This window comes from Achromobacter sp. D7-1 (genome assembly GCF_059760445.1).
The window spans coordinates 14,131-34,639 of the sequence record NZ_JCBAMT010000014.1; the positions used below are offsets into that span (position 1 = coordinate 14,131).

The 20,509-nt window shown below is 67.7% G+C and carries 19 protein-coding genes; 9 read left to right on the forward strand and 10 right to left on the reverse strand.

The features are described 5' to 3' along the window. Nucleotides 1-48: 48 nt before the first annotated feature. The 3 genes from AC6LKD_RS08690 to AC6LKD_RS08700 form a co-directional block, all read right to left on the reverse strand. Nucleotides 49-1,014 (reverse strand): Bug family tripartite tricarboxylate transporter substrate binding protein, encoded by a 966-nt coding sequence (locus AC6LKD_RS08690; RefSeq protein ID WP_498115959.1) that lies wholly within the window; start codon nucleotides 1,012-1,014, stop codon nucleotides 49-51. A gap of 88 nt (nucleotides 1,015-1,102) precedes the next feature. Next, a complete protein-coding gene (locus tag AC6LKD_RS08695) occupies nucleotides 1,103-1,579 on the reverse strand; it encodes a MaoC family dehydratase (protein ID WP_498115911.1) in 477 nt (158 codons plus the stop codon). After that, a complete protein-coding gene (locus AC6LKD_RS08700) occupies nucleotides 1,576-2,823 on the reverse strand; it encodes a CaiB/BaiF CoA transferase family protein (RefSeq protein WP_498115912.1) in 1,248 nt (415 codons plus the stop codon). The genes AC6LKD_RS08695 and AC6LKD_RS08700 overlap by 4 nt, the downstream gene beginning before the upstream one ends. Nucleotides 2,824-2,894: 71 nt before the next feature. Here AC6LKD_RS08700 and AC6LKD_RS08705 point away from each other — a divergent pair, with 71 nt between their 5' ends. Continuing rightward, nucleotides 2,895-3,791, forward strand: a complete 897-nt coding sequence (locus tag AC6LKD_RS08705) for a LysR family transcriptional regulator (RefSeq protein ID WP_492277100.1) — start codon at nucleotides 2,895-2,897, stop codon at nucleotides 3,789-3,791. Nucleotides 3,792-3,822: 31 nt separating this feature from the next. Here the strand turns inward: AC6LKD_RS08705 and AC6LKD_RS08710 are convergent, their stop codons facing one another. Both AC6LKD_RS08710 and AC6LKD_RS08715 read right to left on the reverse strand, forming a co-directional pair. Beyond that, nucleotides 3,823-4,818, reverse strand: coding sequence for a tripartite tricarboxylate transporter substrate binding protein (locus tag AC6LKD_RS08710; RefSeq protein WP_013395413.1), 996 nt, complete (start codon nucleotides 4,816-4,818; stop codon nucleotides 3,823-3,825). A gap of 58 nt (nucleotides 4,819-4,876) precedes the next feature. Continuing rightward, complete coding sequence (locus AC6LKD_RS08715) at nucleotides 4,877-6,046, reverse strand: CaiB/BaiF CoA transferase family protein (RefSeq protein ID WP_498115913.1); 1,170 nt, start codon at nucleotides 6,044-6,046, stop codon at nucleotides 4,877-4,879. Nucleotides 6,047-6,236: 190 nt separating this feature from the next. Here AC6LKD_RS08715 and AC6LKD_RS08720 point away from each other — a divergent pair, with 190 nt between their 5' ends. From AC6LKD_RS08720 to AC6LKD_RS08755, 8 genes are all read left to right on the forward strand, one after another. After that, the gene (locus tag AC6LKD_RS08720; RefSeq protein WP_498115914.1) at nucleotides 6,237-7,256 is read left to right on the forward strand and encodes an AraC family transcriptional regulator; all 1,020 of its coding nucleotides are present in this window, start codon (nucleotides 6,237-6,239) and stop codon (nucleotides 7,254-7,256) included. A 141-nt stretch (nucleotides 7,257-7,397) separates the two neighbouring features. Then, a complete protein-coding gene (locus AC6LKD_RS08725) occupies nucleotides 7,398-8,930 on the forward strand; it encodes a class I adenylate-forming enzyme family protein (RefSeq protein WP_498115915.1) in 1,533 nt (510 codons plus the stop codon). Beyond that, entirely contained in the window at nucleotides 8,927-10,111 is a 1,185-nt protein-coding gene (locus AC6LKD_RS08730) for a lipid-transfer protein (protein WP_492277095.1), read from the forward strand. The genes AC6LKD_RS08725 and AC6LKD_RS08730 overlap by 4 nt, the downstream gene beginning before the upstream one ends. Nucleotides 10,112-10,121: 10 nt before the next feature. Further along, entirely contained in the window at nucleotides 10,122-10,565 is a 444-nt protein-coding gene (locus AC6LKD_RS08735) for a MaoC family dehydratase N-terminal domain-containing protein (RefSeq protein ID WP_498115916.1), read from the forward strand. A 10-nt stretch (nucleotides 10,566-10,575) separates the two neighbouring features. After that, entirely contained in the window at nucleotides 10,576-10,995 is a 420-nt protein-coding gene (locus AC6LKD_RS08740; protein WP_492277093.1) for a MaoC family dehydratase, read from the forward strand. A 20-nt stretch (nucleotides 10,996-11,015) separates the two neighbouring features. Next, entirely contained in the window at nucleotides 11,016-11,840 is an 825-nt protein-coding gene (locus tag AC6LKD_RS08745; protein ID WP_498115917.1) for an SDR family NAD(P)-dependent oxidoreductase, read from the forward strand. A 17-nt stretch (nucleotides 11,841-11,857) separates the two neighbouring features. Then, entirely contained in the window at nucleotides 11,858-13,012 is a 1,155-nt protein-coding gene (locus AC6LKD_RS08750; RefSeq protein ID WP_498115918.1) for an acyl-CoA dehydrogenase family protein, read from the forward strand. Between the two features lie 40 nt (nucleotides 13,013-13,052). Further along, complete coding sequence (locus tag AC6LKD_RS08755) at nucleotides 13,053-14,714, forward strand: long-chain fatty acid--CoA ligase (protein WP_498115919.1); 1,662 nt, start codon at nucleotides 13,053-13,055, stop codon at nucleotides 14,712-14,714. A 7-nt stretch (nucleotides 14,715-14,721) separates the two neighbouring features. On the opposite strand, the gene AC6LKD_RS08760 is transcribed toward AC6LKD_RS08755, so the two are convergent. The 5 genes from AC6LKD_RS08760 to AC6LKD_RS08780 form a co-directional block, all read right to left on the reverse strand. Next, a complete protein-coding gene (locus AC6LKD_RS08760; protein ID WP_013395403.1) occupies nucleotides 14,722-15,504 on the reverse strand; it encodes a slipin family protein in 783 nt (260 codons plus the stop codon). A 48-nt stretch (nucleotides 15,505-15,552) separates the two neighbouring features. Further along, nucleotides 15,553-16,998 (reverse strand): NfeD family protein, encoded by a 1,446-nt coding sequence (locus tag AC6LKD_RS08765; RefSeq protein ID WP_498115920.1) that lies wholly within the window; start codon nucleotides 16,996-16,998, stop codon nucleotides 15,553-15,555. A gap of 118 nt (nucleotides 16,999-17,116) precedes the next feature. Then, nucleotides 17,117-18,097 carry a Bug family tripartite tricarboxylate transporter substrate binding protein gene (locus AC6LKD_RS08770; protein WP_498115921.1) on the reverse strand — a complete coding sequence of 327 codons (981 nt, stop codon included), beginning with the start codon at nucleotides 18,095-18,097 and terminating at the stop codon, nucleotides 17,117-17,119. Between the two features lie 29 nt (nucleotides 18,098-18,126). Then, the gene (locus tag AC6LKD_RS08775; RefSeq protein WP_498115922.1) at nucleotides 18,127-19,344 is read right to left on the reverse strand and encodes a CaiB/BaiF CoA transferase family protein; all 1,218 of its coding nucleotides are present in this window, start codon (nucleotides 19,342-19,344) and stop codon (nucleotides 18,127-18,129) included. Beyond that, nucleotides 19,341-20,498, reverse strand: coding sequence for an acyl-CoA dehydrogenase family protein (locus tag AC6LKD_RS08780; protein ID WP_498115923.1), 1,158 nt, complete (start codon nucleotides 20,496-20,498; stop codon nucleotides 19,341-19,343). The genes AC6LKD_RS08775 and AC6LKD_RS08780 overlap by 4 nt, the downstream gene beginning before the upstream one ends. Nucleotides 20,499-20,509: the final 11 nt, after the last annotated feature.

A 20,509-nucleotide genomic window follows, 5' to 3' on the forward strand; every position in this document is an offset into this window, starting at 1 on the left:
CAAAACGCCCGCAACTTGCGGGCGTTTTGCATCCACCTTCGGCGGCCATTAGTCCAGCTTGACGTTGGCCTCCTTCATCACTTCTCCCCAACGCGCGATTTCGCTCTTGATGTAGGTCGCGTACTCCTGGGGCGTGGAGCCCAGCGCCTGCGCGCCCTGCGCCTTGAGCTGTTTGGTCATTTCGGGCGATTGCAGCGCGCGGCGGATTTCGGCGTTCAGCTTGTCTATGATCGGCGTCGGCGTGCCTGCCGGCACCACCACGCCTTGCCAGGCGCCCATCTCGAATCCAGGCACCACGGTTTCCGCCACCGTCGGCACTTCGGGCAATTGTTCGCTGCGCGTGCCGCTGGTCACGGCCAGCGCGCGCAGCTTGCCTTCGCGGATGAAGCCGAGCGAATCGTTCAGCGTATTGGTCATGAGCTGCACCTGTCCGCCGACCAGATCCGTCATGGCCGGCGCGCTGCCGCGGTACGGCACATGCACCGCGTCGATCTGCAGCGAACGCATTAGTAAAAGGGCGCCCAGGTGCGTGACGTTGCCGGCGCCGGCCGAACCATACGACAGCTTGCCGGGATGCTCGCGCGCGTACTGCACGAACGCGCGGGTGTCTGGCGCCGGCACGGACGGATGCACCAGCAGCACCAGCGGGATCACTGCCGTGGACGATACCGGCGCGAAGTCCTTGACCGGGTCGAAGGCCAGCGACCGGTACAGATTGGGACTGAGCGCGATGGAGGACGTGTTGTACAGCACGGTGTAGCCATCGGGCTTGGCGGCCGCCGCGTACTGCATGCCGATATTGCCGTTGGCGCCGCCCTTGTTCTCGACCACGACGGTCTGGCCCAGCTGGTCCGTCAGCTGCTTGGCCAGCACCCGCGCCACCAGATCGGTCGGCCCGCCCGGCGGGAAGGGCACCACCATGGTGATGGGACGCTCGGGCCAGGCGGCCTGGGCGCTTGCGGCGCCTGCCAGCGCCAGGATGGCGAGGCTGCCCGCCAGCAGTGCTTTCTTCATCATTTGTCTCCTTGTGCTGTTTTAGTGACGCGAACCGCGTCCAGGCGCCAGCTCCCTCTGCGGGGAGGCTTGGCCGTCTGATGAACTTTCAGGGCCTGCCGGCCAGCATGCGCGTGGCCGTGTAGGCCATCACCGGCTTGCCGTGCTGATTGCGGACCTCGATGGCGGACGTGACCACCGCCCGGTTGTGCTGCGAGGTGGGACGTATGCCCGTGACTTCGATCTCCGCCCAGATGGTGTCACCCGCGACCACCGGCGCCAGCATTTTCTTGTGGACCTCCAGCAGCGCCAGCCCGGTGCCTTGCACCATGCCCTGCATGATCAGGCCCTCGATCAGGCCGTAGGTCAGCGCGCCGGGGGCGGGGCGTCCCTGGATGGCGCCGTGCGCATAGGTGGCGTCGATGAAGATCGTTTCCAGCATGCCGGTCACGCTGATGAAGTTCACGATGTCGGTTTCGGTCACTGTGCGGCGGAAGGTGTGGAAGCGCTGGCCCACGGCCAGGTCCTGCCAGTAATAGCCATGGCCAAGCTGCTTGATGTCGGCGGCGTCGCGGTCTGTGGTCATGCGGGATCCTTGCTGTGGGTCTGGGTTGAGGAAAGCGGGTCGCGGGCGGCGCCCGATTCCAGAAGCGTGGAAATCAGGGCTTCGTCCAGGCCGGCCTGGCGCAGCACGTCCAGCGTGTGCTCGCCCAGGCGCGGCGGCATGGCGGCCGGCACGTGGGAATGCTGCAGGCGCACGGGGTTGCGGGGAAAGCGGTAGCGGCTGCCCGAGGCGCTTTCGAGCGGCTCGAAGAAGTCCACGCTTTGCAGGTGCGGATCGGCCTCCAGGTCCTGCAGGCGGTTGACGCGCGCGGCGGGGATTTCCAACCGTTCGCACAGCGCCAGCCAATAGGCGGTATCGCGTGCGGCCACGATGCCGGCCTGCAGTTCGTACAGCGTCTCGATATGCCGCGTGCGCGACGCGATGTCGGCAAAGCGCGCGTCCTCTGCCAGGTCGGGGCGTTCCGCCGCAAGGAAGAAGTCCCGCCAGTGGGCGTCGGTGTAGGGCATCAGGCAGACATGGCCATCGGCGGTCTGGCACGGCCTGCGCCAGGGCGTGAGCACGCGCGGATATCCCGCCTCGCCGGGCTGGTCGGCCAGGTGCCTGCCGTAGTAATGCTCGACCAGCGCGTAGGACGCCATGCTCTCGAACATGGGGACCTCCAGTTGCTGTCCCGCGCCGCTGCGCTCACGCTGGAACAGGGCGGCTAGGATGGCGTGCGCCGCGACCAGGCCGCAAGTCTTGTCGGCCGCCACGGTAGGCAGGTAGCGCGGCGCACCGGTCTGGCGGTCGACCAAGTCGGCCAGGCCCGACAGGCCCTGGATGATGTCGTCATAAGCAGGCCGGCCGTCGTAGGCGCCGCCCGCGCCGAAGCCGTACAGGCCGGCATAGACCAGGCGTGGATTGCGCGCGCAGAGCGTATCCGGGCCCAATCCCAGCGCCGCCATCTTGGCCGGGCGCATGCTGTGCATCAGTACGTCGGCCTGGTCCACCATCGTCAAGAGCGCCTGCCGTGCCGCGGCCTGCTTCAGGTCGAGCACGATGCTGCGCTTGTTGCGGTTCAGGCCCAGGAACATGGCGGCCAGCCCGGGTTCCTGGGCGGGGCCGGTGTGGCGCGTGGAATCGCCCGCGGGCGCTTCCACCTTGATCACGTCGGCGCCATAGTCGGCCAGTATCTGCGACGCATAGGGGCCGAACACCACCGACGTCAGGTCCAGGATGCGCACGCCGCCCAGCGCGCTGGTTCGGGATAGGGGAGAGGCTGTCATGGCAGGAATCCTATCGGCCAGCCGCATACACGTCTAATATGGCGTAGGTATTGGGCGATATGGAATTTGTTATGGCTATCGATTTACGGCAGCTCCGGCAGTTCGTCACCATTGCGGAGCTGGGCAGCTACCGGCGGGCCGCTGACACGCTGCATATCGCGCAACCGGCGCTATCGGTCTCGATCCAGAAACTGGAACATGCGGTGGGCGTGCCGCTGCTGGTGCGCGGCGCCAAGGGCGTGACGACTACGCCTGCGGGGCAGGCGCTGATGGCGGACGCCCGCCGCGCGCTGTTCCACGCCGACCAAGCGCGCCAGGCCGCCCGCCGCGTGGCGCTGGGCGAATGGGGCACGCTGCGGCTGGGCTTCGTCGGCTCGGCCACCTACATGCTGCTGCCGCGTCATTTGCCGGCCTTCCGCGCGCAGTATCCGGATGTGCAGCTGGACCTGCGCGAGGACAGCACGGTCGGCCTGGTGGCGATGCTGCGCGCCAACGATATCGACGCCGGCCTGGTGCGCGGCCCCCTGGCGGAAGACGCGGCGCTGGATTCCTGGGTGGTGGAGCGCGACGACCTCATCCTGGCCGTGCCGGCGGGACATCCGTTGGCCGCGGGCGGGCCGGTCAGCCTGCAGCGGGCCCGCGCCGAAAGCTTCGTGCTGTACTCGCCCCTGAAGGTGCCGGGCCTGCACGGCGTGGCGCAGGCGCTATGCCTGAAGGCGGGCTTCTCGCCGCGCATCAGCCAGGAGGCGATACAGGTGCAGACGCTGATCAGCCTGGTGGCCAGCGGCATGGGGTTGGCGCTGGTACCTGGGGTGACGCGGGCATACTCGACCCCGCACGTGGCCTTCGTGCCGCTGACCGACGCCGATGCGCATGATGCGCTGTCCTTGTCGCTGGTGACGCATCGCGACACTTCCTGCGCATCGGTGCTGCGCTTGCGGGACTGCATGCTGCACCCCGCCGCCTGAGGGCGCCGACGGCAGCGCGCGCTCCAAGCCGTCACTGCATCTTCAGGCCCAGCTCGGCCACGAACTTTTTCTCTTCCGCCACCTGCCGGATCGCAAAGTCGGTATAGGCGGCGCTATCCATCAGCATGTGGGGCTGGTCGGCGGTTTCCAGCGCGCGGTTGTACTCCGGGTCGCTGGACGCGCGATGAAAGGCCTGCTGCAAGACGCGCGTCACCTCGGGATCCATGCCCTTCGGACCGGCGATGCCGACCGGGTTCGCCGTGACGATGGGGTAGCCCAGCTCCGTCAGCGTGGGGACGTCTGGCACGCGCTTGGCGCGGGCCTCGCCCAGCACCGCCAGCAAGCGGGCCTTGCCGGTGTCTATCATGGGGCCCCAGCCGGCGTCCGACACCATCTGGATATGGCCGCCCAGCAGCGCGGTGGTTTCCTCGGCCGCGCCCTTGTATGGGATGAAGTTGAAGCGCGTATTCGTCAGCCGCGACAGGCGTTCGATCGCGATGCGTCCCGAACCGCCCGTGCCGGTGCCGCCGTAGCTGATCTTGTCGGGATGGGCGCGCGCGTCGGCGATCAGTTCGTCCAGCGTGCGCCAGGGCGCGTCCTCGCGCACCACGATGGCATAGGAGTAGGCCGTCATGCAGGCGACGTAGGTGAAGTCCTTGATCGGGTCATAGTTGACCTGCTGTAGGAAGGGATAGCGGAACAGCGTGCCCACCACCACCGACACCGTATAGCCGTCCGGCGCGGCGGTATGCGCCATGGCCGCGGGACCGAGCGTGCCGCCGGCGCCCGGCCGGTTGGCGATGACGACCGTCTGGCCCAGTTCGCGCGAGGCCGCGACCGCCAGCGCGCGCATCTGGGTGTCCGTCGCGCCGCCCGCCGGAAACGGCACGATGAGCGTGACGGGGCGGGCCGGGAAGCCTGCGGCGCGGGCCGGTCGCTGCAGGGCCAGTGCGGCAGGCAGGGCCGCGCTCAGCTTGAGCAGGCTGCGGCGTCGCGGCGAGGGGGGGCTGCGATGAGGATCGTTCATGGATGTCTCCGTCCTGGTTATGGGTACTGCAGGTGTCGGGTGGGCTGGCCGTATGTGCCTACAGCGCAATGCCACGCCCGATCAGGCTGGCGACGTCGGGCTCGCTGTAGCCGGCCTCGCGCAGGATCTGATTGCTGTGTTCGCCCGGCAGCGGGGCCTGGCGGTGGATGGCGAACTGAAAGCCCGACATCTTCACCGGGCTGGCGACCTGGGCATGGCGGCCATAGGCCGGGTGCTCGGTTTGCAGCGGCAGGCCGCGGGCGACGAACTGTGGATGCTCCAGGCTTTCCGCCAGCTTGAGCACGGGCGACACGCAGCAGTCGGCGTCTTCCAGCAACGCCAGCCAGTGCGCCAGCGGCCGCGTGCCGAACAGCTGTTGCAGCTCGCTGCGCACGTGCGCCTGCTGCGTCGCGTCGCCGTTGCGGTGCAGCGGCGCCAGGTCGGGGCGTTCCAGCCGCCGGCACAGCGTTTCCCAGAACTTGGGCTCCAGCGCGGCGACCGCCAGATAGCGCCCGTCCGCGGCGCGGTACTGGCCATAGCAGGCCAGTCCGCCGGACAAGGTATCGGCGCCCGCCGGGCGCGTGTCGCCGCGGGCGTTGAGCGTGGCCAGCGGCACCACGGCGGCGGCCAGCAGGCCGTCGGCGATGGCGATATCGATATAACGTCCGCGCCCGCTGCGCTGGGCGTCGTACAGCGCGGCCAATATGCCCATCACCGCGGTGAGCGAGCCTCCAAGAATGTCGGCCACCGGCAGGTTGGACAACGCCGGCAGATCGGGCCCGCAGCCCATCTGGTCGGCGACGCCGGCGCAGGCGGCATAGTTCAGGTCATGGCCGGCGGCGTCGCGCTGCGGGCCGTCCTGTCCGTAGCCGGTGATGCTGCAGTAGACCAGCCGGGGATTGTGCCGCGCCAGGGTGGGGTAGTCGGCTTGCAGCCGCGCGGTCACGCCGGGCCGGAAGCTCTCGATCACCACGTCCGCGCTACGCACCAGCGCGGCTAGCGCCGCCTGCCCTTCGGGATGCTTGAGATCCAGCCGCAACCCGCGCTTGTTGCGGTTGCAGAGGGCGCGCAGCGGCGCGGGCGCATAGTCGCCCGCCTGCGTGTCTTCGATCTTGATCACATCGGCACCCAGGTCGGCCAGGTACTGCGCGCCCAGCGGACCGGGCAGGAGCCGCGACAGGTCCAGGATCCTGACGCCTGCGAGCGGAGCGGTGTTCGGCGTATCCAAAGAGGGACTCCCGTAAATACGAAGTGGCATGCCCGCCAGGGGCTCGGCCCAGTCTAGGCGCGGCTTTGCGGCCCACCAATGGCGGATTCGCTGATTCCGCTTGGCGGGAATGCTCACGCCGGCCATTCCTGCGCGCGCGGGCTTTGGCTACCATCGATCCATCGGCGTACGCCAGCCGCAGGATTCGCTCATGACCCATCACACCATCGCCGTGGGGCATATCGCCCAGATCCTGCAAGGCGCGCGCAGCCGGGGCGTGGACGTGGAACGGGTGCTGATGCGCGCCGGCGTGCCGCCGGCCCTGCTGCAGGCGCCGATGGCGCGAGTTTCGCAGGCGCAGCTGGCGCAGATAATGCGGGTGTTGCGCCGCGCGACCCGGGACGACTTCCTCGGCATGGGCCAGCATCCCGTTCCCATGGGGGCGTTCGATCATGCCTGCCGGCTCGCGCTGCACGAAGGCACAGTGGGGCAGGCCTTGCGCGTGGCATTCCGCTACTACCACGGCGTGCTGCCCGACTTCACCGCCCGCCTGTGCGTCAGCGGCGAGCGCGCGCGCATCGTGCTCGACTCGCGCGGCCCCAGCAGCTGTACGCGCTGGTACGGCGAGCGCAGCTTTCTGTTTTTCACGCTGGGCGTGGCCAACTGGCTGGCCGCGCGGCGCATTCCCATCCTGGGCGTGGACTATAGCAGCGGCGCCCGCAGCGTCGATGCGCACAGGCTGTTCTATGCGCCCGTGCGCTATGGCCAGCCCGTGACCGGCCTGTGGCTGGAGTCGCGCTGGCTGGCCCTGCCTGTCGTGCAGAACGGACAGACGCTCAAGCCATTCCTGGCTAATGCGCCGTTCGACCTGCTGGTGAAGTACCACGACCGCACCACCCTGACCGACCGCATCCGGCGCCTGCTGCGCAACGACCTTTCCAAGGAATTGCCGTCGTTGGCCCAGGTCAGCGCGCAGCTCGCGATGACGCCGCAGACGCTGCGGCGGCATCTGCGCGAGGAAGGCCAGGGCTTTCAAGCCTTGAAGGACGATCTGCGACGCGATGCCGCCGTCGAATACCTGGCCCGGCACGATCTTTCCCTGATGGAAATCGCCGAGCGCCTGGGCTTTTCCGAACCCAGCACCTTCCACCGCGCCTTCAAGAAATGGACCGGCGTATCGCCGGGCGAGTACCGCCGCAACCGCCTGGTTTGCGGTCCCGCGGGCCGCTGACACTTTTCGCCTATCGGTTTGACGCCTGCGGCCATTGCCGCGATCCGGCCTCAAGGGAGAAGCTAGGGACATCGCGACGAAGGCATGCCGTTCCGGACTGGAATCCGCCCAAGCCTACGCGCGCCGCAGGAGACAAGCACCATGTATCTGACACAAGGTCTGCATCGAGCAGGCCGGCTGCACCCCGCAAAGATCGCGTTGCGCGAAGACGCAAGATGCTGGACCTACGCCGGGTTGATCGATTGGACCGCGCGCAAGGCCGCCGTGCTGCGCGGCCATGGCGTACTGCCGGGCGATCGCGTGGCGTTCTGGAGCGCCAACGGCGCGGATTATGTGTCGTGGATCCTGGCGTGCTGGTGGCTGGGCGCGGTGGTGGTGCCGCTGAATACGCGCTGGAGCGGCGCAGAGCTTGCGCAAGCGCTGGCCGATTGCAGCCCGCGCCTGCTGCTGGTGGACGAGACGATGGCGCCGCGCATGGCTTCCATCGACATTCCCGCCGGCACGGAACCGCTGTCTGCCGAGGTCCTGGAAGCTCACGCCACCACGGCGGTGGCGCAGGAGGATGTCCGCGCGGGTGGCGACACGCTGGCCGCGATTCTATTTACCGGCGGCACGACCGGAGCGCCCAAGGGCGCCATGCTGACGCATGCAAATTTGTGGAGCGCCGCAGTGGCCAGGATGGCCACTGTCCCGACGTCGCCCGACAGTCATACCCTGCTGGTGGCGCCGCTCTTTCACGTAGCCGGATTGGGGCGGCTGATCGGACAATTTGTCGCGGGTGCATCGGTGGCGATACAGCGCGGCTTCCAGCCCCGCGCGGTGCTGCAAGCTCTGCAGGACGATGGCGTAACCGAGGTGTTGCTGGTGCCCAGCATGATCCAGATGCTGCTGGATGAACCCGGGTTCGCGCAATATTGGCTGGGCGGCGTGCAGCGCGTGATCTGGGGCGCGTCGCCGATTTCCCGGGCCTTGCTCGACCGCGCGCTGGCGGCCTTTCCGCAAGCGGAATTCGTGCATGCGTACGGCATGACGGAAACCGCCGCCACCGTGGCCATCAATGCCGAGGTGCGCGAGGGCGGCGCGCGCACCGAATCGGCGGGGCGGCCAGCTATCGGCGTGGAAACGCGCATTCTCGCGCCCGACGGCAGCGAGGCGGCGCCAGGCGTTGTCGGCGAACTGGCGGTGCGTGGACCCATGGTGATGCAGGGCTACTGGAACCGGCCCGAGGAAACTCGCCGCGCGTTCAACCAGGGCTGGCTGCTGACGGGCGACGCCGCCCGTCAGGACGAAGACGGCTATCTGTACATCGTGGACCGGATCAAGGACATGATCGTCAGCGGCGGCGAAAACATCTACGGGGCCGAAGTGGAAGGCGCGCTGGCCCGCCATCCGCTGGTGGCGCGTTGCGCGGTCATCGGCGTGGCGCATGCGCGCTGGGGCGAGGCGGTGCACGCGGTGATCGTGCCGCGTTCCGGCGCGGCGGTGGATGCGGACTCCCTGGACGGGCATTGCCGCCAGCTGCTGGCCGCCTACAAGTGTCCCAAGACCTATGAGTTCCTCAACGAGTTGCCCATGTCGGCCGCGGGCAAAGTGCTGAAGTCCGCGCTGCGACAGAACCATGAATCCAGGAGCGCGGCTGTGGCCGCGCCCGCTCATCAGGAGAATCAGGCATGAATCGGAAAGTATGGGTGGCAGGGGTAGGCATGATCCCGTTCAGCAAGCCCGGCGCCAGCGAGGCATATACCGTCATGGGCGCGCGCGCCGTGCGCGAGGCATTGCGGGATGCCGGACTGCAATACGACGCGGTCCAGCAGGCCTACGCGGGTTACGTCTACGGCGATTCGACTGCCGGACAGGCAGTGGTCTATGGCGTGGGGCTGAGCGGTATTCCGGTATTCAACGTCAATAACAATTGCGCGACAGGTTCCTCGGCGCTGTTCCTGGCGCGCCAGGCCGTGGAAAGCGGCGCGGTGGAGTGCGCGCTGGCAGTGGGCTTCGAGCAGATGGTGCCCGGCGCGCTGAAGAGCGTGTATGAGGATCGTCCTTTGCCCTTGCACGATTTCATCTCGGTGATGACCGAAATGCAAGGTTATGACACGGCCAAGCCGCGCGCGGCCCAGTTCTTCGGCGGCGCGGGCCGCGACTACATGAAGGAACACGGCATCGGCGCCGACATCTTCGCGCGCATCGCGGTCAAGGCGCGCCAGCATGCCGCGCGCAACCCCTACGCGGTGTTCCGCCAGACGGTCACGCTGGACGAGGTGCTGGCCGCGCCCATGATCTTCGATCCCCTGACGCGCCTGCAATGCTGCCCGCCCACTTGCGGCGCGGCGGCCGCCATCCTGTGCTCGGACGAGTTCGCCCGCCGCCACGGCCTCGCACCCGCCGTGAGCATCGCCGCGCAGGCCATGACGACAGACACTCCGTCCACCTTCGGCGCAGGCGACATGCGCAAGGTCGTGGGCTTTGACATGACGCGGGCCGCCGTCGACCAGGTGTATGAAGCTGCGGGCATCGGCCCCGACGATGTGGACGTGGTGGAACTGCACGACTGCTTCACCGCCAACGAGTTGATCACCTACGAGGGCCTGCGCCTGACGCCGGAGGGCACCGCCGAGAAGTTCATCCTGGAGGGCGACAACACCTATGGCGGCAAGGTCGTGACCAATCCGTCCGGCGGCTTGCTGTCCAAGGGCCATCCGCTGGGCGCTACCGGACTGGCGCAATGCACCGAGCTGGTGTGGCAACTGCGCGGCCAGGCGGATCTGCGTCAGGTCGAGGGCGCCAGGCTGGCGCTGCAGCACAACCTGGGACTGGGCGGCGCCTGCGTGGTGACGCTGTACCAGGCAGCTTGAGGAGAACGTCATGCTGGATACCAGTCATATTGGCGCCGTCTTGCCGGCGTTCAACGCGACCGTGGAGACGGGCCGTCTGCGCTTTTTCGCCCAGGCTACCGGACAGGACGACCCGGTCTACATCGACGAGGCCGCCGCGCGTGCGGCCGGACACCCGGGATTGCCGGTGCCGCCGACCTTCCTCTTCTGCCTGGAGATGGCCAGTCCCCGTCCTGCCGCCATGCGTGAACTATTGGGCATCGACATTGCCCGGGTGCTGCATGGCGAGCAGGCTTTCGTTTACCACGCCATGGCGCATGCCGGCGACGAACTGCGCTTCGAACCGCGCATCGCCGACATCTACGCCAAGAAGGGCGGCGCGCTGGAATTCGTCGTGCGCGAAACCCGGGTGACCGACGCCGCCGGGCGCCTGGTCGCCGAACTGCGCGCGACCACGGTCGTGCGCAATGCCTGAGGAGCGCGCGATGAGCACAGCCATGAACCATGACGCCCGGGCCGGCGACGAACTGCCCGGCTTTTCCGCCGGGCCGGTCAGCCGGCTGGGGCTGGCGCTGTACTGCGGCGCCTCGGGCGACCACAACCCGATACACGTGGACCTTGATTTCGCCCGCGCCGCGGGCATGGACGACGTATTCGCCCACGGCATGCTGTCAGCCGCCTATCTGGCCCGCCTGCTGACGAACTGGGCGCCGCAATCGGCGCTGCGCGAGTACGCCGTGCGTTTCGTGGCGATCACGCATGTGGGCGACGAGGTCCGCTGCACCGGTCGCGTGGTCGAACGCTTTGAAGCGCAGGGGGAAGCCCGCCTGCGGGTGGAACTGCATGCGCGCAGCCAGACCGGAGAACTGCGCCTGAGCGGCGTGGCGGTACTGGCGGTCCGGTAAACCAAGAGAAGGAGAGTGCGATGGGTACATTGGAAGGCAAGGTGGCGCTGGTGTCGGGCGCAGGACGCGGCATCGGCCAGGAGATTGCGCTGAAGCTGGCGCTCGAAGGCGCCAGCGTGGTGGTGAATGATCTGGACGCGGGGCCGGCGGAGGAAACCGTCGCGTTGATCCGCAAGCTGGGCGGCCAGGCGCAGGCCTGCGCCGGCAGCGTGATCGAAACAGGCTTCGCCGAGCGTTTCGTCGGCACCGCCGTGGACACCTACGGCGGCCTGGACATCATCGTCAACAACGCTGGCTACACCTGGGACAACGTGATCCAGAAGATGACGGACGAACAATGGGACGCGATCCTGGCCGTGCACCTGTCCGCGCCGTTCCGCATCCTGCGCGCCGCGTCCGGCTTCATCCGCGTGGCTGCCAAGACCGAAGCGGAACAAGGCAAGGAGGTGTTCCGCAAGGTCGTGAACATCTCGTCCACTTCCGGCGTGATGGGTAATGCTGGCCAGGCGAACTATTCCGCCGCCAAGGCCGGCATCAACGGCCTGACGCGCGCGCTGGCCAAGGAATGGGGCCGCTATAAGGTCAACGTCAACAGCGTGGCTTTCGGGCTGATCAAGACGCGCCTGACGGAAGCGTCCGCCGACGGCGACGCCACGCTGGATATCGAAGGCCGGCAGATCAAGGTGGGCGTCAATCCGCAGGTGCTGAAGAACGCCGAGAGTCTGATTCCCATCGGCCGGGCCGGCACGCCGGCGGAAGCCGCGGGGGCGGTGTACCTGTTCTGCCTGCCCGAGTCCAACTACGTCAGCGGCCAGGTCCTGGTCGTGGGCGGTGGCCGTCCTTGAGGACAGGAGGAAAGAGCATGGACACGCCACGGCAAGGCTGGATGGACGCGGACCTGACGCTGTTCCAGGATTCGACGCGGCGCCTCTTCGAAAAGGAGTTCGTGCCCGACGAAGAGCGCTGGCGCAAGCAGCAGCACGCGGACCGCGAGGTCTGGAACAAGGCGGGCCGCCTGGGATTGTTGTGCGTGAGCATGCCCGAGGCCTATGGCGGCGGCGGGGGCAGCTTCGCTCACGAGGCCATCGTGGGGGCGGAGCAGGCGCGCGCCATGGTCCATGGCTTCAGCAACAACGTGCATAGCGCCATCCTGGCGCACTACATCCTGAACTACGGCACCGAAGCGCAAAAGCAACGCTGGCTGCCGCGCATGGCCACGGGTGAACTCGTGGGCGCCATCGCCATGAGCGAACCGGGCGCGGGGTCCGACCTGAAGAGCGTGCGCACTACCGCTACCAAGGACGGCGGCGAGTACGTGCTCAACGGCTCCAAGACTTTCATCACCAATGGCCTGCATGCGGACCTGGTCTGCGTGGTGGCCAAGACCGATGCGCAGGCGGGCGCGCGGGGCGTTTCGCTGATCATGGTGGAAACGCAGGACTTGGCAGGCTTCAGGCGCGGGCGGCTGCTGGAGAAACTGGGCCAGAAAAGCCTGGACACGGCGGAACTGTTCTTCGATGGCGCGCGCGTGGGCGAGGACTGCCTCCTGGGCGGCGTCGAAGGCCGCGGCTTTGCCCAGCTCATGCAGCAGCTGCCGCGCGAACGCCTGCTGATCGCGGTGGGCGCGGTGGCCACCATGCGGCGCGCCATTGAGGAAACCGTGGCCTACGCCAGTACCCGCCAAGTCTTCGGCCAGGCGCTCATCGAGCTGCAGAACACGCGCTTCAAGCTGGCCGAGTGCGAGACGGTCGCCACCATCGCGGCGCGCTTCGTCGACGATTGCATAGAACGCCAGCTGGCTGGCACGCTGGACCTGTCCACGGCGGCCATGGCCAAGTGGTGGACCACGCAGATGAACTGCCAGGTGATCGACGAATGCCTGCAGTTGCACGGCGGATACGGCTACATGCTGGAATACCCGATAGCCAGGATGTACGCGGACGCGCGGGTCGGCAAGATCTACGGCGGTTCCAACGAGATCATGAAGGAAATCATTGCGCGCGCCATGACCGCCTGAGGCGCATGGGAAGGAACCGCAACAAGCACGAGGAGACAAGATGCAGCAAGCGCACTATCGGTTTTGGCCCAAGGGGCTGCCGAAGGAAATCACCCCGCCGCAGTCCAGTCTTTGCTTCAACCTGGAGGCGTCCGCCACGCGCTATCCGGACAAGCCGGCCATCGTGTTCTACGAGACCGTGCTCGACTACGCGCGGCTGAGGCGCGAGGTCGACGCGATGGCCGGATATCTGCAGCATAGCGCGGGCGTGAAGGCGGGAGACCGCGTCCTGCTGCTGAGCCAGAACTGTCCGCAGTTCGTCATCGCGTACTACGCCATCCTCCGCGCCGATGCCGTGGTCGTGCCGGTCAACGCCATGAGCACGCCGGAGGAGTTGGCGCATTACCTGGACGACAGCGGCGCCCGGGTGGCTTTCGCCGCGCAGGAACTGTGCGCGCGGCTGAACGGTTTTGTCGAGGATAAGCGTTTGGATCGTGTCATCGTCCACACCTATTCGGACTATCTGGATGGCCCGGCTCCCGACGCACCGGACTGGGTCGCCGCGCCCAGGCGCGTGCCCGATGTGCGCGGGGGCGTGCCCTGGTACGGTGCGCTGGCGGTCAACGCCCAGCCCTTGCCGCACCGGGCGCGGGCGAAAGATCTTTGCCTGTTGCCCTACACATCCGGCACCACCGGCCGGCCCAAGGGCTGCCGCCATACCCACGGCACCATGGGCGCGTCCCTGGCCGGTTCGCAGCTGTGGCGCGGCCTGACGTCCGAGGCGGTCATCATGGGCGTGGCGCCGATGTTCCACCTGCTGGGCATGCAGAGCTGCATGAACACGCCCATCCTGCTGGGCGCCACGGTGGTGGTGTTGCCGCGCTGGGACCGCCAGGTGGCCGCCCGGTTGATGGCGCGCCATCGCGTCAGCGTCTGGGCCGCGCCGCCCGCGATGATCGTGGACTTCTTCGCGCAGCCGGGCATCGAAGAACTGGACCTGTCCGGCCTGGCGCAGCTGTGCGGAGGCGGCGCGCCCATGCCCGAAGCGGTCTCGGCCATGCTGGCCAAGCGCTATGGCATCACCTACAACGAGGCCTATGGCCTGACGGAAACCGCCTCGTTCTTGCATTGCAATCCACTGGACCGCAACAAGCGCCAATGCATAGGCGTGCCCACTTTCGGCGTGGACACGCGGATCGTGGATCCGGCCACGCTGGCCGAGCTGCCCCAGGGCGAGACCGGTGAACTCGTGACGCGCGGCGCGCAGGTCATGCTGGGCTACTGGAACAACCCGCAGGCCGACGCCGATGCCTTCTTCGTGCTGGATGGTCAACGCTACTTCCGCACCGGCGACCTCGGCCGGGTGGACGAAGACGGCTATTTTTACGTGACCGACCGCCTGAAGCGCATGATCAACGCATCCGGCTACAAGGTCTGGCCGGCGGAAGTGGAGAACGCCCTGTACGAGCACCCGGCAGTGCACGAGGCTTGCGTGATCGGGGTGCCGGACGCCTGCCGCGGTGAAACGGTGAAGGCCCTGCTGGTATTGCGCGACGAGGCGCGCGGCAGTGTGCGCGAAGCAGACGTGATCGCGTGGGCCCGGACCCGCATGGCGGCCTACAAGGCGCCGCGCATCGTGGAGTTCGTGGATGCCTTGCCCAAGTCCAGCACCGGCAAGATCCAGTGGCGGCAGTTGCAGGAGGCGGGCAAGGCGGCAGCCTAGCGCAAGGTCAGGGGCCGGCAGGCGGCTCCTGGTCCTTCCCCGCCAGCCCTTTGAGCAGGCGGCTGAACTCGACCGGAAAGGGAAAGACGATGGTCGAGCTGTTTTGCGCACCGATCATGGCGAGCGTGCTCAGATAGCGCAGCTGCATCGCTTCGGGCTGTTCCGAGAGCGTGCGCGCCGCGTTCAGCAGCATCTGTGCGGCCTGCTCCTCGCCTTCGGCGTGGATGATCTTGGCGCGTCGCTCGCGCTCCGCCTCGGCTTGCCGGGCGATGACGCGGATCATGCCTTCGTTCAGGTCGATGTGCTTGATCTCCACATTCGCCACCTTGATGCCCCAGGCGTCGGTCTGCGCATCCAGAATGCTCTGCACCGCATTGTTCACCTTGTCTCGCTCCGATAGCAGCTCGTCCAGATCATGCTTGCCCAGCACGGAGCGCAGCGTGGTCTGCGCCAGTTCGCTGGTGGCTTGCCGGAAGTTCTCCACCTGGATCACGGAGCGCTCCGGATCGATCACGCGGAAGTAGATGACGGCATTCACCTTGACCGACACGTTGTCGCGCGAGATCGCGTCCTGGCTGGGCACGTCGAACACGGTCATGCGCTGGTCCACGCGCACCATCTGTTGCACCACCGGTATCAGCAGGATCAGCCCCGGACCCTTGACTCCGGTATAGCGGCCCAGCGTAAAGATCACGCCGCGCTCGTACTCGCGCAGGATGCGGACCGACAGGGCGAACAGCGCGACGGCCAGCGCCAGGATGGGGGCATAGAAGGCGAGGTTCATCAACATGGCTGACTCCGCTTGAGTAGGGTATCGGCGTGGCCCGAAGGGAGGGCGTCACCGCTGGGACGGCGGCAGGCCTGTGTCTGGCTGCACATGCAAGGTCACGCCTCGGACGGCGGTGATCACCACGGTGTCGCCAGCCGCGAGCCCGGCCGGACCCACCGCGCGCCAGCGTTCTCCCACCGCCGCCACGTAGCCTTGCCCGTCCGCCCAGCTCAGCACCTTGATCCGCAGTCCGATCAGCGCTTCGGCGCCGCTGACGACCGGCGCGCGGCGCGAGCGCAAGGCCAGTCGGCCGATCAGGAAGGTCATCCCCAGGCTGGCCGCGGCGATTCCCGCCATCAGCGGCACGGACACGCCAAAGGCCGGCGTGTCCGTGTCGATGAGCAGAATGGCGCCGAGCACGAAGGAAACCGCGCCGCCCACGCCCAGCACGCCCAGCGTAGGCGCGAATATCTCCGCCACCATGAGCGACGTGCCTAGCAAGACCAGCGCGATTCCGGCATAAGTCAGCGGCAGCGCAGCCAGGGCGTACAGGCCGACCAGCAGGCAGATGGCGCCGAAGATGCCCGGAAACAGGGCGCCCGGACTCATGAATTCGAAGATCAAACCGTACACGCCCGCCATCAATAGCAGCAGCGCCAGATTGGGATTCGTAATGACGCTGAGCACTTGGGTACGCCAGTCCGGCTCGCGCGCGATCTGGCGCAAGTCGCGGGTGTGCAGGGTGGTCTCGGCGTTGCCGACCCGGACGCGGCGTCCGTCGGCTTTGGCCAGCAAGTCGGGCACGTCGTCCGCGATCAGGTCGATCACGTTCTGCGCGCGTGCTTCGCCGGCCGTGAGGCTGGCGGCGGCGCGCACGGCCTGTTCAGCCCAGTCGGCATTGCGGCCGCGCAGCGCGGCGAGCGACCGGATATAAGCCACGGCGTCGTTGATGGCCTTGGCTTCGCCTGCGTCCTTCGGCGCGGCGGGTGCGGTCTTGTCCGCGGGGGGCTTCTTGTCTGTCGGGTCAGCCGGTCCGGAAGGGCTGTCGGCCGGCCGGGGCGGGCTGCCGCCCAGCGCGATGGGCGTGGCCGCGCCCAGATTCGTGGCCGGGGCCATGGCCGCGACGTGGCTGGCGTAGAGAATGTAAGTGCCGGCGCTGGCGGCGCGCGCGCCGTTGGGCGCCACATAGGAAATCACGGGAACCGGCGACGCGAGAATCGCACGGATGATGTCGCGCATGGAGGCGTCCAGTCCGCCCGGCGTGTCTATGCGCAGCACGACCGCCGCCGCGTTCTGCTGCCGCGCCGCCTCCAGGCCGCGGATGACGTAGTCCGCCGTGGCCGGGCCGACGATGCCGTCCAGGGACAGCACCACAGCGACTTGCGGGCCGCCGGCAGGCTGCGCGCCCGCGCCGCCCGAACAGATTGCCGCCGCCGCCAACAGCACCGCCACGCGGCGCAGCTTGCGTAGCATGGCACAGCTTCGGGACAGCAGGCTCAGGATCGGGGCGGCCATGAGCAGGATTCCTCCGACGCGCGGCGCCGGACGGCAGGGCGGCGCTGCTGCTATGTCCAGAGTACTACTTTCGCCAATTTATTCAGAGCCTTACGGAAGTTGGAGACGGCCGGGATGGCTACCTCAGGGTGATCCCCGTCTGCTGCACGACCCGGGCCCAATACTGGCTGTCGTCCTCCATCCGCGCGGCGAGATCGTCGGACGAGCCGCCTTCGGCGATCAGCCCCAGTTGCGCATAGCGTTCGCGCACCTGGCTCGACGCAAGCACGGTGGCAACATCCTTCGTGATTTGATCGACCACGGGCTGCGGTGTGCCGGGAGGCGCGTAGAGGCCGACCCAGGTGTCCCGGTCCAGGCCGGCGATACCCAGTTGGGCGAAGCTGGGCACGCCGGGCAGCAGCGCGGAACCCCCGGGCGTGGTGACGGCCAGCACGCGGGTCTTGCCGGTCTGGGCCGCCTTGGTGGCGCCGGATGCGCTGAGGAAGGCGCTGCCGACATGCCCCCCTATCAGGCCGCTGAGATTGGGGCCTTCTCCCGCAAAGGGAATGTGGGTGATGTCGATGCTTTTGTCGCGCTTGAGGAGTTCGCCGAAGAAGTGGGTGCTCGTGCCTTCGCCGCTGGAACCGAAGCTTACTGAACCTGGTTTTTCGCGGGCCAGCGCAACGTACTGCGCCAGGTTTTCCGCCGGAACCGCCTGCCGGTTGACCAGCAGCGCGACCGGCGTGGTGAAGAGGGTGGAGACGGGCAGCAGGGTCGCGGCCGCTGGCGCTGCGCCTTCCTGGCCGCGGGTCAGCTGTTCGTTCAGCGTGGAATTGGTGGCCGCGACCAAGGTGTAGCTGGGCGGACTTTTGGCGGCCAAGGCCAGGCCGATGCGGCCGGACGCGCCGGGGCGGTTCTCGACGATCACGGCCTGGCTCCATAGCGAGCTCAAACGCTCGGCCAGGATGCGGGCGGCGCCGTCGACCGCGCCGCCCGCCGGATACGGCACGATCAGCCGCACCGGCTGGTCGGGGTAGGGGGCGGCCGCGGCGGCGGGGCGGGCGCCGGACGCCGCCAGCGCGGCGATCATGAACGCGGTCAGGCGGATGGCATTTTGCATTCTTTGTCTCCCTTGTGCATGTTGAACGCTTAGATCACGCCTGCCGCGCGCAACCGGGCAATGCTGTCTGGCGACAGCCCCAGCAGATCGGCGTAGACAGCCTCGTTGTCCTGTCCCAGCTCCGCGCCGGCGTGCCTGGGCTCCGTCGGATCGCGGGTGAAGCGCGGCACGACGCCGGGCATCTGCAGCATGCCGAAGTCGCGGTCGGGGACGTCGACGATGGAACGGCGCGCCACCACGTGGGGATCCTTGACCACCTGGTCGATGCCATAGATCGGCGCCAGCGTGCCGTTGGCCTGTTCGAAGGCGGCCAGGACCTGCTCCAGGTCGTGCCCGGCGCACCAGTCGATGAAGACGCGGTTCAATTCCTGTTCATGTCGGACCCGGCTGGCGTTGTCGGCGAAACGCGGGTCTTGCGCGAGGTCCGGGCGGCCGATGGCGCGGCAGTTGTTGGCGAACATGGAATCGATCGAGCCCGCCATGGATACCCAGTGGTTGTCGCGCGTCCGGTAGACCGCGGAAGGCGCGGAGTAGGGGCTGCGGTTGCCGTTACGGGCGGGCACCGTGCCGAGCTGCTGGTAGACCCCGGGCATGAAGTCCAGCAACCGGGTGATGCACTCCGTCAGCGCAAGGTCGATCTCCTCGCCGGGCCGGTCGGGGTCGCGCGCCCGCGGCCATAGCGCCGTCAGGATGCCGATGGCGCCGAATAGCCCGCCTATGGAATCACCCAGCGGCATGCCTGCGTGCATGGGCTCGTCATCGGCATGGCCTGTGATGGTGGTCAGCCCGCCCATGGCTTCGAAGATCCGCGCGAAACCCGGCCGCTCCGAGTAGGGGCCGGACTGGCCGAATCCCGTGACCCGCAGGATCACCAGGTTCGGCTTCAGCGACCACAGCACTTCCTTGGTCAGGCCCCAGCGGTCCAGCGTGCCTGGCCGGAAGTTTTCGATCAGCACGTCGAATTGCGGCAGCAGCTGCTTGAAGATGCCGGCGCCCTCGGCCGTGCGCAAGTCCAGCGTGGCGAAGCGCTTGCCGCGCTGGGCAGTCTTCCACCAGATGCTTCTGCCGTCCTTGAACGGCGGAAAGGCGCGCATGCCGTCGCCCTTGCGCGGCAACTCCAGCTTCAGCACGTCGGCGCCGTAGTCGGCGAGCAAGGTGGCGGCGAAGGGGCCGGCCAGCACCGTGGCGATGTCCAGTACCCGGAGCCCGGCCAGGGGGCCTGTCTTGGCGTCGCTTGCGGTCATCATCGCGGCGCCAGTTGACGGGCGATGATCTCCTTCATCACCTCGTTGGCGCCGCCATAGATCTTCTGGCCGCGCGAGTCCAGGTACATGCGCGCTATCGGGTATTCGCGCATGAATCCATATCCGCCGAAGAGCTGCAGGCAGCGGTCGACCGTCTCGCATTCTTTCTGCGTGCCCCACCATTTCGCCATCGCGGCGGTGGCGGCGTCCAGCCGTCCTTGTTGCTGCCAGGCGATGCATTGGTCGATGAAGACCCGCGCCAGCGTGGCCTCGGTCTTCATCTCGGCAAACTCGAAGCGCGTGTTCTGCAGCTTGAACAGCGGCTGGCCGAAGGCCTGGCGCTGGTGCACGTGTTCCAGCGTGAGGCGCAAGGCCCGCTCGATGCTGCCGACGGCGCGTATGCCGATCAGCAGCCGCTCATAGGGCAGTTGCGCCATCATCTGGGAGAATCCCTGGCCCTCCGCGGCGCCCAGCAGGTTGGCGGCGGGCACTCTGGCTTCGTCGAAGAAGAGCTCGACGGTGTCCTGCGCCTTGAGCCCGATCTTGTCCAGCGGCTCGCCGCGCCGAAAACCTGCCAGGTCGCGGGTTTCCACCATCAGCAACGACACGCCCTTGGCGCCGAGGCTGGCGTCCGTCTTCACCGCCAGCATTACCAGGTCGGCGTGGTGGCCGTTGGTGTTGAAGGTCTTGGACCCGGTGATCACATAGCTGTCGCCATCGCGCCGCGCGCGGGTCTTGATGCCTTGCAGGTCGGAACCGGCGCCGGGCTCGGTCATGCCGATGGACGCGACGATTTCGCCGTTGCCCATGCCCGGCAGCCAGCGCCGCTTCTGCTCCTCGCTGCCGTAGTGGTGCAGATAGTGGGCGACGATGTAATGCGGGCCGAAGCCGGGGCCGAAACCGCATTCCGCGCTGACCTCGACCAGCGCCGCCAGATGGGCGTAGTCGCCGTCGCCGCCGCCGTATTCCGACGGCAGGTCCGCCAGCAGGAAGCCCATTGCGCCGAGCTGGTTCCAGACCTCGCGGTCGATGCCGCCTTGCGCTTCCCAGGCCGGCAGGCGCGGCAGCAGTTCGGCGTTCCAGTAGCGGCGGGCGGTTTGCTGGAATTGTTCGATCTCGGGCGTGCGCCAGGGTGATTGGTAGTCGTCCATCAACATGTTGTGTCTCC

What these genes read in the sequence shown, in the direction of transcription:
- AC6LKD_RS08770 (WP_498115921.1), bottom strand. Translation starts at nt 18,097, where the DNA reads ATGCAAAATGCCATCCGCCTGACCGCGTTCATGATCGCCGCGCTGGCG.
- AC6LKD_RS08755 (WP_498115919.1), top strand. Translation starts at nt 13,053, where the DNA reads ATGCAGCAAGCGCACTATCGGTTTTGGCCCAAGGGGCTGCCGAAGGAA.
- AC6LKD_RS08725 (WP_498115915.1), top strand. Translation starts at nt 7,398, where the DNA reads ATGTATCTGACACAAGGTCTGCATCGAGCAGGCCGGCTGCACCCCGCA.
- AC6LKD_RS08745 (WP_498115917.1), top strand. Translation starts at nt 11,016, where the DNA reads ATGGGTACATTGGAAGGCAAGGTGGCGCTGGTGTCGGGCGCAGGACGC.
- AC6LKD_RS08760 (WP_013395403.1), bottom strand. Translation starts at nt 15,504, where the DNA reads ATGTTGATGAACCTCGCCTTCTATGCCCCCATCCTGGCGCTGGCCGTC.
- AC6LKD_RS08710 (WP_013395413.1), bottom strand. Translation starts at nt 4,818, where the DNA reads ATGAACGATCCTCATCGCAGCCCCCCCTCGCCGCGACGCCGCAGCCTG.
- AC6LKD_RS08695 (WP_498115911.1), bottom strand. Translation starts at nt 1,579, where the DNA reads ATGACCACAGACCGCGACGCCGCCGACATCAAGCAGCTTGGCCATGGC.
- AC6LKD_RS08705 (WP_492277100.1), top strand. Translation starts at nt 2,895, where the DNA reads ATGGCTATCGATTTACGGCAGCTCCGGCAGTTCGTCACCATTGCGGAG.
- AC6LKD_RS08780 (WP_498115923.1), bottom strand. Translation starts at nt 20,498, where the DNA reads ATGTTGATGGACGACTACCAATCACCCTGGCGCACGCCCGAGATCGAA.
- AC6LKD_RS08690 (WP_498115959.1), bottom strand. Translation starts at nt 1,014, where the DNA reads ATGAAGAAAGCACTGCTGGCGGGCAGCCTCGCCATCCTGGCGCTGGCA.
- AC6LKD_RS08765 (WP_498115920.1), bottom strand. Translation starts at nt 16,998, where the DNA reads ATGGCCGCCCCGATCCTGAGCCTGCTGTCCCGAAGCTGTGCCATGCTA.
- AC6LKD_RS08700 (WP_498115912.1), bottom strand. Translation starts at nt 2,823, where the DNA reads ATGACAGCCTCTCCCCTATCCCGAACCAGCGCGCTGGGCGGCGTGCGC.
- AC6LKD_RS08740 (WP_492277093.1), top strand. Translation starts at nt 10,576, where the DNA reads ATGAGCACAGCCATGAACCATGACGCCCGGGCCGGCGACGAACTGCCC.
- AC6LKD_RS08750 (WP_498115918.1), top strand. Translation starts at nt 11,858, where the DNA reads ATGGACACGCCACGGCAAGGCTGGATGGACGCGGACCTGACGCTGTTC.
- AC6LKD_RS08730 (WP_492277095.1), top strand. Translation starts at nt 8,927, where the DNA reads ATGAATCGGAAAGTATGGGTGGCAGGGGTAGGCATGATCCCGTTCAGC.
- AC6LKD_RS08720 (WP_498115914.1), top strand. Translation starts at nt 6,237, where the DNA reads ATGACCCATCACACCATCGCCGTGGGGCATATCGCCCAGATCCTGCAA.
- AC6LKD_RS08775 (WP_498115922.1), bottom strand. Translation starts at nt 19,344, where the DNA reads ATGATGACCGCAAGCGACGCCAAGACAGGCCCCCTGGCCGGGCTCCGG.
- AC6LKD_RS08735 (WP_498115916.1), top strand. Translation starts at nt 10,122, where the DNA reads ATGCTGGATACCAGTCATATTGGCGCCGTCTTGCCGGCGTTCAACGCG.